11 protein-coding genes are annotated in these 9,299 nt (G+C 65.4%); 6 read left to right on the top strand and 5 right to left on the bottom strand.

Annotation, left to right across the window (positions count from 1 at the left end; genetic code table 11):
- The 3 genes from KH616_RS16465 to lysM form a co-directional block, all read left to right on the top strand.
- Window positions 1-703: TIM barrel protein (locus tag KH616_RS16465; protein WP_292248205.1), on the top strand; the 703-nt coding region annotated here is incomplete at its 5' end.
- Between the two features lie 85 nt (window positions 704-788).
- Window positions 789-1,748, top strand: a complete 960-nt coding sequence (locus KH616_RS16460) for a 2-hydroxy-3-oxopropionate reductase (RefSeq protein ID WP_292248202.1) — start codon at window positions 789-791, stop codon at window positions 1,746-1,748.
- 437 nt (window positions 1,749-2,185) lie between these two features.
- Complete coding sequence (gene lysM / locus KH616_RS16455) at window positions 2,186-2,662, top strand: peptidoglycan-binding protein LysM (RefSeq protein WP_292248199.1); 477 nt, start codon at window positions 2,186-2,188, stop codon at window positions 2,660-2,662.
- Window positions 2,663-2,782: 120 nt separating this feature from the next.
- On the opposite strand, the gene KH616_RS16450 is transcribed toward lysM, so the two are convergent.
- Complete coding sequence (locus KH616_RS16450; protein WP_292248196.1) at window positions 2,783-3,802, bottom strand: asparaginase; 1,020 nt, start codon at window positions 3,800-3,802, stop codon at window positions 2,783-2,785.
- A 288-nt stretch (window positions 3,803-4,090) separates the two neighbouring features.
- On the opposite strand from KH616_RS16450, the gene KH616_RS16445 reads away from it, so the two are divergent.
- The 3 genes from KH616_RS16445 (at window position 4,091) to KH616_RS16435 (ending at window position 5,852) form a co-directional block, all read left to right on the top strand.
- Window positions 4,091-4,381, top strand: coding sequence for a PsiF family protein (locus KH616_RS16445; protein WP_292248193.1), 291 nt, complete (start codon window positions 4,091-4,093; stop codon window positions 4,379-4,381).
- A 204-nt stretch (window positions 4,382-4,585) separates the two neighbouring features.
- Window positions 4,586-5,026, top strand: a complete 441-nt coding sequence (locus tag KH616_RS16440; RefSeq protein WP_292248191.1) for a hypothetical protein — start codon at window positions 4,586-4,588, stop codon at window positions 5,024-5,026.
- A 238-nt stretch (window positions 5,027-5,264) separates the two neighbouring features.
- Complete coding sequence (locus KH616_RS16435) at window positions 5,265-5,852, top strand: YSC84-related protein (RefSeq protein ID WP_292248188.1); 588 nt, start codon at window positions 5,265-5,267, stop codon at window positions 5,850-5,852.
- An 82-nt stretch (window positions 5,853-5,934) separates the two neighbouring features.
- On the opposite strand, the gene KH616_RS16430 is transcribed toward KH616_RS16435, so the two are convergent.
- From KH616_RS16430 to KH616_RS16415, 4 genes are all read right to left on the bottom strand, one after another.
- A complete protein-coding gene (locus KH616_RS16430) occupies window positions 5,935-6,999 on the bottom strand; it encodes a glycosyltransferase family 4 protein (protein ID WP_292248185.1) in 1,065 nt (354 codons plus the stop codon).
- Between the two features lie 393 nt (window positions 7,000-7,392).
- Window positions 7,393-7,749 (bottom strand): Rap1a/Tai family immunity protein, encoded by a 357-nt coding sequence (locus KH616_RS16425; protein WP_292248182.1) that lies wholly within the window; start codon window positions 7,747-7,749, stop codon window positions 7,393-7,395.
- Between the two features lie 101 nt (window positions 7,750-7,850).
- Complete coding sequence (locus KH616_RS16420) at window positions 7,851-8,570, bottom strand: ankyrin repeat domain-containing protein (RefSeq protein WP_292248181.1); 720 nt, start codon at window positions 8,568-8,570, stop codon at window positions 7,851-7,853.
- Window positions 8,571-8,616: 46 nt separating this feature from the next.
- Window positions 8,617-9,299: TatD family hydrolase (locus tag KH616_RS16415; RefSeq protein ID WP_292248179.1), on the bottom strand; the 683-nt coding region annotated here is incomplete at its 5' end.

Genomic DNA, 9,299 nt, shown 5'->3' with positions numbered 1-9,299 from the left:
CCCGTATCCGTTTGCCAAGGAGGCGCTGGCCGAGCAGCTCGACGCGCATCGCTTGCGCCTCGTGTTGCACAACCTGCCCGCCGGCAACTGGGATCAGGGCGAGCGCGGCATTGCGTGCCTGCCCGACCGGATCGGCGAGTTCCAGGATGGCGTCGGCCTCGCGATCGAGTACGCGAAGGCGTTGAAGGTGCCGCAACTGAACTGCCTGGTCGGCATTCCGCCGGCAAGCACCGCACGGGACAAGACCTTCGTCACGATCGTCGACAACCTGCGCTTCGCCGCCGATGCGCTGGCGCGCGAAGGCATCCGTCTGCTCGTCGAGCCCTGCAATGCGTTCGACATCCCGGGCTTCGCGCTGACCCGCTCGTCCGACGCGCTCGACGTGATCCGCGCGACCGGTTCGGACAACCTGTTCCTGCAATACGACGTCTATCACATGCAGCGCATGGAAGGCGAACTGGCCGCGACGATCGAGCGCCATCTCGCGAAGATCGGCCATATCCAGCTCGCGGACAACCCGGGCCGCCACGAGCCGGGCACGGGCGAAATCCATTACGTATTCCTGTTCGCGCTGCTCGACAGGCTCGGATACGACGGCTACATCGGCTGCGAATACAAGCCTCGCACCACCACGGCGGCAGGGCTCGGCTGGCTGCACGACCTTGCCGGCTGTCTGCCGGGATCGGCGCGGCGCGCCGCCTGAGCGGCGTCCCGCCATCCGCTTTCGCCGCATCCCGCCCGATTCGACGGGATCCGCGTGAGCAACATGGGGCCGCCGCACGCGCAGCGTGCCGACCTCTGCGTCCAAGCATCCACTCCGATCATCAAAGGAGCTATCCAGCATGGCAACCATCGGTTTCATCGGCCTCGGCATCATGGGCGCGCATATGGCGCGCAACCTGCTCAAGGGCGATCATCGGCTCGTCGTCAACGGCGCGTACGCGGTGCCGGACGACCTGCGCGCGGCGGCGAAGGTCGTCGCGAACTCCACCGAAGTCGCGCAGGCCGCCGACATCATCATCGCGATGGTGCCCGATACGCCCGACGTCCATAACGTGCTGTTCGCCGACGACGGCGTCGCCAAGGGGCTCACGGCCGGCAAGCTCGTGATCGACATGAGCTCGATCTCCCCGCTCGACACGCAGGCGTTTGCGAAGCAGATCAACGCGCTCGGCTGCGATTATCTCGACGCGCCGGTGTCCGGCGGCGAAGTCGGCGCACGCGACGCGACGCTGACGATCATGGTCGGCGGCCCGCAAAAGGCGTTCGAGCGCGCGAAGCCGCTGTTCGACCTGATGGGCAGGAACATCACGCTGGTCGGCGACAACGGCGCGGGCCAGACCTGCAAGGTCGCGAACCAGATCATCGTCGCGCTGAACATCGAGGCGGTCGCCGAAGCATTGCTGTTCGCCGCGCGCTCGGGCGCCGATCCGGAACGCGTGCGCCAGGCGCTGATGGGCGGCTTTGCGGCATCGCGGATTCTCGAAGTGCACGGCGAACGCATGACGAAGCGATCGTTCAATCCGGGCTTTCGCATCGAACTGCACCAGAAGGACCTGAACCTCGCGCTCGACGGCGCACGCAGGCTCGGCCTCGCGCTGCCGCATACCGCGAGCGCGCAGCAGTTGTTCAGCGCCTGCGTGGCGCACGGCGGCAAGGCATGGGATCACTCGGCGCTCGTGCGCGCGCTTGAGATCATGTCGAACTTCTCGCTCGATCAATCGGCAGCCGACGCCAGGACTGCCTGACCGAATCGCACGCCGCCGCGTCCGGCGCGCATGCCCGTCAAAAACGATCAGGCAATCCGTGGTTCAGGGTCGCACGATGCGCGGGTTGCCGCGCATCCTTGTGGGGCGCTCCGCCGTGCATCGCCATCGCGTGTGCGCCGGGGCAAAAACGCCGCTCCGGGCTGAGAGCGGTGAAGCGGGGTCCGCAGCGGCACCCGGCGACGCCGGGGAAGCCTTGGTCGGTCAGACGTCGTCGTCGGGTGTCCGTCTGTCGGATTTTGCCGCTTACATTCCTTTACGTTCACGAGCGCGATTCCCCATGCAATTGTCGCCATGAACGCCTACACTCTTGCCACGCCTTTCGAGAAACATGCCGCGCGCGCGTTCACGTGCTGCGCGGTGTTTTTTTCAGCACTGCATGGCGCGTTTTCTTTTCAACCACCTAAGGGAGTGAAGCGATGGGTCTTCTTTCGTTTATCAAAGAGGCGGGTGAAAAACTGCTGGGCCACGCCGACGCGCAAGCGGCCACCGATCCGAATGCCGCGAACCAGGCCGCGGCCGAAGCCATCAAGCAATACATCAGCGCACAAGGTCTCGACACGTCGAACCTGACCGTCGCGTTCGACGGCGCATCGCGCACCGTGACACTGTCGGGCAGCGTCAGCGACCAGCCGACCAAGGACAAGGTCAAGGTCGCATCGGGCAACGTGCAGGGCGTCGCAGCCGTCAACGACGATGCGCTCGACGTCGACAATCCGGCGCCGGAAGCGACGTTTTACGAAGTACGCAGCGGCGACACGCTGTCCGCGATTTCGCTGTCGCAATACGGCGATGCGAACCGGTACAACGTGATCTTCGAGGCGAACCGCCCGATGCTGTCGAGCCCCGACCGTATCTATCCGGGCCAGAAGCTCGTGATTCCGCCGCTGTCCTGAGCGCCACGCAGCGCCGAATGCGCGAGCGGCAGGCCGAGGCCTGCCGCACACCGCCGACGAACCCCACGCTCCGACAAGCGTGGGGTTGTGTATTTCATAGGCCGGACGCGGCGTGCGGCCTCAATACGTGTCGAACACGCGCTGCAATGCATCGCGTTCGCCGATGCCGTTCGCGAGCGCGAGCATCAGCAGCACACGCGCCTTGAACGGATTGAGCGATCCCGCGCTGACAAAGCCGAGCAGATCGTCGTTCGCCGCGCCGTTCTTCATCACGTGCCCCGACCCGACGCGCGATGCACGCACCACGACGACGCCCTGCTTCACCGCATCGGCCAGCGCGGCCTGCAGCGTCGCATGAATCGAGCCGTTGCCGGTGCCCGCGACGACGAGTCCGCGCACGCCGGCCGCGACCAGCGCATCGACGGCCGTGCGGGTCACGCCCGCGTAGCTGGCGACGATTTCGACCGACGGCCATGCGCTGTGAATGGCCAGTTGCGCATCGCGCGGACGCGTGGCGCGGCGCGCGAACTCGACGCGTCCGTCCTGGACCCAGCCAAGCACGCCCAGATCCGGTGACTGGAATGCGTCGACCGCGTACGTGCTCGTCTTCACGACGTCGCGCGCGGCATGGATCTTGTTGTTGAACGCAACCAGCACGCCCTGCCCGCGCGCCGCCGGATCCGCGGCGACCGTCACGGCATTGAGCAGGTTGAGCGGACCGTCGGACGACAGCGCGGTCGCCGGCCGCATGGCGGCAGTCAGCACGACCGGCTTGTCGCCCTTCGCGGTCAGGTGCAGGGCGTAGGCGGTTTCCTCGAGCGTATCGGTGCCGTGCGTAATCACGATGCCGTCGATCGTCTCGTCGGCCTGCAGCGCATCGATGCGCGCGGCGAGCGTCTTCCACAGCGGCAGCGCGAGATCCTTGCTGTCGATGCTGGCGATCTGCTCGGCGTCGATGCGTGCGACCGACGCGAGCGACGGCACCGCATCGAGCAGGAAATTGACGCCGAGGGCGCCGGCCTGATAACCGGCCGTGCTGGCCGCATCGGGCGCGGCGCCGGCGATGGTGCCGCCCGTCGCGAGGACGGCGATGCGCGGCATCGTCGGCGACGAAATGGGCGCAGTGTTCGAAGTAGTCATGCGCGCGATTGTAATGGCTTGCGATCGGCAATTGGCAACAACGCACGCGCAATTCGCGCGACATCGCCTAAATCACCCGTCGCGTCATGGTTTGCCCTGATCGTCATCGCGCGTTTTCGACGCCGAGGCGGTCAACGCCTGGCACGAACAGCGCGTTATACAACATGCTGTTTTGTTGTTTTCACATTGACTGGCGATAATCGGAGCCCGGCACGCCTAGCGTCAACGCCTGGCGTTTCACTCCGAAACAACCTCAATAAAACGCAACTCACCCACTGGGAGTGTCAAATGAAGATCCAATCGCTCGTAGCCGCACTGCTCGTCGGCGGCATGTTGGCTTCCCCTGTTTTCGCGCAGAACAGCCAGCAGGACAAGATGAAGGCCTGTAACACCCAGGCCGCCGGCAAGACGGGCGACGAACGCAAGGCATTCATGAAGGACTGCCTGTCGGCGAAGCCCGCAAAGAAGATGTCGCAGCAGGACAAGATGAAGGCCTGCAACAAGGACGCCGGCGACAAGAAAGGCGACGAGCGCAAGGCGTTCATGAAGAGCTGCCTGAGCACCCAGGCCGGCGCCTGATCCCCGACGCTCCCGAATCCATGCCGCGCACCGTTCAGACGGTGCGCGGCATTTTTGTTTGCGGCGCGCGTGCATCGCGCGCGAGGTGCGGCGTTTTGTCGCATTTTCTTCTATGATGGCTGCAATGCGGCCCATTCCAGTACCAGAAGCGCCATCGGGCCGCCCTCGAGACAGACGCGCATGCCGCGTCAAACGGAGGTTTCGATGGCATGGCGACAACACCGCTGGTTCCGCCGCTGGCTGATCGTGATCGCCGTATGGGCCGTGCCCGTCGCGATCGTCGCCGTGCGCGAGATTCGCGAGGAGATGGCGTACAACCGAGCCGATCTCCGCCTTGCGCTGACCACGTGGCAATTCTCCGATGCGCAGCGCGCCGCCGGCGCCGCCGCACGCTGCCACGGCGACCCCGACGAAGCGCGCACAGCCGGCTGTCCTGCCGACGTCCTGGCCGCCCAGGTCGCTCGTCAGCAGGCGGCACGCGACGAATATGCGTTGCGCCGCAACATTCTCGCGCGCTACCTGTGGAATGCGTTCGTCGCCTACTGGGTCGTGCCCGCCGCATTCCTGTTCGCGTGCGGCATCGTCATCGCCCTGCTCCGTCGTGCGCTGCGACGGCCGCCGATCAAGCCGCCCGTCCCGCATTGAAATGCCGCGCATGATGGCGCGGAATGCAAGATTCCCCGATTCTTCCCGCACAACAGGAGCGCTTTTCATCGATGGCAACACACCGGCACTCGCGTTGGCATGTCGCGACACCGCCGCCCGATTTGACGCTTTTTCACCGACGCATGAAAAGGATTTGTAATCCGCTGTGATATAACTTCCGTCGTGACCCGCTCATTGAGCGAGACTCACTCTGAACTACACCCGATGGAGAAGAACGATGCAAAAACGGAATCTCGTGCTCAAAGTCGCCGCAGCACTCGTGGTCGGAAGCCTCGCGCTCACCGGTTGCACCACGACCCCGGACAAGCCCAACACCGCATCGACCAACGCGTCGAAGCGTCAGGCAATCGACGCGAGCGTCGACGCAACGCTGTCGCGCCTGTATTCCACGGTCAAGGGTTCGCGTGAACTCGTCGCGAAGTCGCGCGGCGTGCTGGTGTTCCCGGATGTGATCCAGGCCGGCTTCATCGTGGGCGGCCAGACCGGCAACGGCGCGCTGCGCGTCGGCGGCAGCACGATCGGCTACTACAACACGTCGTCGCTGTCGGTCGGCCTGCAGGCCGGCGCGCAATCGAAGGCGATCGTGTTCCTGTTCATGACGCAGGAGGCACTCGACGAATTCCGCAAGTCCGACGGCTGGGCTGCCGGCGCCGGCGCATCGGTCGCGCTCGTGAAGGTCGGCGCGAACGGCGCGATCGACACCACGACGGCCACCGCGCCGGTCCAGGTTGTCGTCCTGACGAACGCAGGCCTGATGGGCGACGTGTCGATCAACGGCACGAAGGTCTCGAAACTGAACATCTGACGCATGTCCGTCGCGCCGCACGCGCGACGCATGCGAAAACGGCGATGCCCGCAAGGACATCGCCGTTTTTTTGTGCGACCGTTCAGGTCGTCGAATCGATCACCTTGAAACGCGAGCGCTTGCGCGCGCGGATCAGCGACTGGTAGACCTCGACATACTGCTGCGCCATGCGTCGCGACGTGAAGCGCTCCTCGAAACGCTGCCTCACGCGCGCACGCGGCAGCAGGTGCAGCCGGTTGACGGCCGCGACCGCGCTGATCTCGTCCTCGACGATGAAGCCCGAGATCCCTTCGTCCAGCACTTCCGACACGGAGCCGCGGTTGAACGCGATCACCGGCGTCCCGCACGCCATCGCCTCGATCATCACGAGGCCGAACGGCTCCGGCCAGTCGATCGGAAACAGCAGCGCATGCGCGCCCGACAGGAATTCCGCCTTCTGATGATCGGCGATCTCGCCGATGTACTCGACGTGCGGCAGGGCGAACAGCGGCTTGATCTCGCGTTCGAAATACTCCTGGTCGGCTGCATCGATCTTCGCGGCGATCTTGATTGGCAATCCGCATTGCTGCGCGATGCGGATTGCCGTATCGACGCGCTTTTCCGGCGAGATACGGCCGATGAACGCCAGATAGCGCGGCTCGACCGGCTGTGGCGTATAAAGCGTCTCGGGCAGTCCGTGATAGACGGTCGTCAGCCATTTCGCCTGCGGCAGCGGCTGACGCTGCGCGTTCGAGATCGAGATCACCGGCGCGGTGCTGAACGTGTCGAACACGGGCTGCTGCTCCGGCAGGTCGAGGCGGCCGTGCAGCGTCGTCATGTACGGCGTTTCCTGGCGATTGAAGACCGAAAACGAGTAATAGTCCATGTGGAAATGGAGGACGTCGAAGTCGTTCGCGCGACGTGCGACCGTTTCCATCAGCAGCATGTGCGGCGCAATCCGGTCGCGGATCGACGCGTCGAGCCGCAACGCACGCGGCCACACCGGCTCGAGTGTCGCGCGCGTCGTCGAATCGCCGCTCGCGAACAAGGTCACGTCGTGGCCGAGGTCGACGAGCGCCTCTGTCAGGTACGACACGACGCGCTCCGTCCCACCATACAGCTTCGGCGGCACCGACTCGGTCAGCGGGGCGATCTGGGCAATTCTCATGATCCTCGTCTCCTGGCAACCGGCTCTGCACCGGCACGAATGTTCCATTATTAGCGATCCGGGCGCACGGCACCCGCCCGCTTGCATTTTATGGGGGGTGTTACAGGCAGGATACATTCGCGTGCCGGCGCGGCGGCCGCCAACGCGCTTCAACGAGATGGCCTGCTTCATGGCGCCGGATCGCGCAGCCCGCACTCCGACCGCTCGGCAGCCGGGATCATGGAAGCGTCGGAAGCCGCTCCGCTCTCGCTGCGCAAAAGATGCCGCCATGCTTCGGTCGCAGTCGTCAACGCCGGTTGGGGGGACATGGCACGCTTGCGATCGCATGCACGTCGTTGTCCTGGACGTATCGATCGCGCCCGGACGCGGTATGCGCCCGGATACGGCGTCAGGTCAGTAATTGTTCCTGCATGGGAACGCTTTGCCGAGACCGAGCGATACTGCGGTGCTCGCGTTGTAGTCGGCCAGCTTCGGATTTTCCGCGATGTACTTGCGCACCGCATCGGTCATCTGCTGCGCCCGGATGTCGGCCGGCAGGCAGAAATACTGGCCGACGCGCGGCCCCGTGGTGCCGCCGATCGCATCGATGGTGTTGTAGACGCCGTCGGCAGCGCCCTCGATGTAGGCCGCGCACGACGCCCTCGACTTCACGTCCGTCTTCGCGCACAGCCGATCGAGATCGCCGCCCGTGAAGGCTGCCGCAGTCAGCGGCACGGCGAACGCCGCGGCACAAAACATAGCCCGCAACATGGTGTTCCTTATATCAATGCGGCCCGAGACCGCCTGCTGCAATTACCGGAGCGGCCGGCGCCACGCCGGCGCCGGTACGCGTCCGGCCGCCCCCAAAACCGTCATTTTGCACTTTTTTGTGCGCCCGCCGGCGCCGACGCGCCGACACGCACGGTGCGCTTGCTCAGGATGTCGACCGCGTCCGGCGCCTTGTAGCGCTTCGCGAACTGGAGCGCCGTCAGGCCGAGCTGGTTCTTCACCTGAGGATCGGCACCCTCGTCGAGCAGGAGGTTGACCGTCGACGGGTGATTGCCGCGCGCCGCCATCATCAGCGGCGTCGTGCCGTTCGGCGACTCGGTGTCGATGTAGGCCGAATGGTCGAGCAGCACCTTGACGACCGCATCCTGGCCGCTGGTGGCCGCGTAGTGCAACGGCGCCCAACCCTTCTTGTTGACCTCGGCGCCCTTGTCGATCAGCAGCTTCACGAGGCCCGTGTCGCCGTTCAGCGACGCGAGCATCAGCGCGTTCTCGCCCGCCTTGTCTTCCTTCTCGAGATCGACGTTCGGCGCGGAGGCCAGCGCCGCGGCGACCTTGTCGGACTTTTCGCGCGCGGCGATCACGAGCAGCGGATCGCCGGTGGAATCGGTCGTGTTCGGATCGAGACCGTTCTTCAGCTGCTTGCCGATATCGGCGATGTCGTCAAACTTGACCGCCTTGACGATCGCATCGAGCGACTCCGCGCGCGCCCCGGCAGAGGCGAACAGTCCACCTGCCACGAATGCAGCGGCGATGAGTGCGGCCGCCGGCGCGCGTTTCGACAGATGATGGATCGGCTTCGTCATTGTTGTGGGCTCCTTCCTCGGTTTGGTCGGCTGCGTCGCGCCGCCGTCAGCGGGCAATCCTGAACAGCCTGAAAAAATTCTGGGTCGTCGCGTCGGCGAGCGCTTCGACGGCGATGCCGCGCTCGGACGCGATAAAGCGTCCGACATGGCTGACGTACGCAGGTTCATTCGGCTTGCCGCGATACGGCACCGGCGCGAGATACGGCGAGTCGGTCTCGATCAGCAGCCGGTCGAGCGGCACGCGGCGCGCGACGTCCTGCACGTCGGCGGCGCTCTTGAACGTCACGATGCCCGACAGCGAGATATGGAAATTCTGCGCGAGCGCCTGCTCGGCGACCGCCCACGGCTCGGTGAAGCAGTGCATCACGCCGCCCGGCACGTCCGCGCGCTCCTCGGCCATGATCCGCAGCGTATCCTCCGACGACGCCCGCGTATGCACGATCAGCGGCTTGCCGGTCGCGTGCGCCGCGCGGATATGCGTGCGGAAGCGTTCGCGCTGCCATTCCATGTCGGCGATCGAACGGCCTTCGAGGCGGTAGTAGTCGAGTCCGGTCTCGCCGATCGCGACGACCTTCGGGTGCGCGGCCATCTCGACCAGCTCGGCGAGCGTCGGATCGTGCGCGTCCTCGTGATCGGGATGCACGCCGACCGACGCATAGACATTGTCATGCGCCTCGGCGATCGCGAGCACCTCGGGCAGCGTCTCGAAATCGACCGACACGCACAGTG

It is taken from the genome of Burkholderia sp., assembly GCF_018375725.1.
Taxonomy (GTDB): Bacteria; Pseudomonadota; Gammaproteobacteria; order Burkholderiales; family Burkholderiaceae; genus Burkholderia.
This window is presented reverse-complemented; position numbering and strand designations above follow the sequence as displayed.